The organism is Qingrenia yutianensis (genome assembly GCF_014385105.1).
GTDB lineage: Bacteria > Bacillota > Clostridia > UMGS1810 > UMGS1810 > Qingrenia > Qingrenia yutianensis.
In genome coordinates, this window is the sequence record NZ_JACRTE010000073.1 from 1 (window position 1) to 964 (window position 964).

The 964-nt window shown below is 40.5% G+C and carries 2 protein-coding genes; both read right to left on the reverse strand.

Annotated features, from left to right (window positions below):
* On the reverse strand, positions 1-298 hold a 298-nt coding region (locus H8706_RS12100; RefSeq protein ID WP_262432842.1), incomplete at its 3' end, for a hypothetical protein.
* Positions 299-316: 18 nt separating this feature from the next.
* Positions 317-964, reverse strand: a 648-nt coding sequence (locus H8706_RS12105; protein ID WP_262432843.1) for a hypothetical protein, incomplete at its 5' end; no start/stop codon positions are given.

Below are 964 nucleotides of genomic sequence, written 5' to 3' on the forward strand. Positions count from 1 at the left end.
ACGGAAGACCGTTTTCATTCTTAAATTCTGTCTGTTTCGGAATCTTACCGGTTCGGAGCATAAAGTCGTCAATAGCCTCCATAACCTCCGGCTTGTCCCAAACTTTTTGCCCATCAGTGTGTTTTATGTCGAGGTTCTTATCCTGCTCTGCCTTCTGCTGCATCCACTGCCCCAATTCTCGGCTTAAAATTTCACTGATATACTTCTGCTTTGTAACCTTTGTTTCCTCAACAAACTCATCGAGCTTGTCAAACAGCTTGCCGTCAATTTTAACGGCTAAAATCCTGCTCTCCGACATTTTTTCACCTCCCTCATTCTACATTCCACCCATTGTCATTTCCTCTGACTGATTATCCTCGCCCAATATTTCTGCGAGCGTCAAGCCTTCAAGCAAAACGGCGCCGTTATCACAAAATTTACAGTCGCATTCATCCATGACAGATTCGGCATACTGTTCAAACATAAAAAACTCCTCAATATCTTCATCTATATAGTAGGCATCGTTTTCATCTATTAAAGCCCGACCTAACCCTTCTTTATCGTATACATTATCAAAATATCGGAAGTTGTCTATGTTATCTTCAAGTTTTATGATTGACGCACTGTCGTATCTGTCCGCAAAATTAATAACAGCCTCCAGCTTGTCAAGTTCATTGTTTTTTTCTGCCCTTTCAACTGCGCGAAGCACATTATTTGCCGCATACAGATTTTCGCTTGCTGTAATATCCTGTATTCTTTCAAACCACAGATTATCCGTTTCTTTATCCTCTAACTTGATACTGCATTCATCAGTATTTGTTGCTCCGAGTCTTTTCAGCGCTTTATTTATTGCAAGTTCATGCGTCGGCAAATACAAATATTCTGTTCTGTCTTCTTTTTTCAGCTCAGCAAAAATCCTGCATTGGTCATAAAGGTATTCCGGGAAATTATGCCCGTCATATTCATTTATGAACTTCGCTCCCTC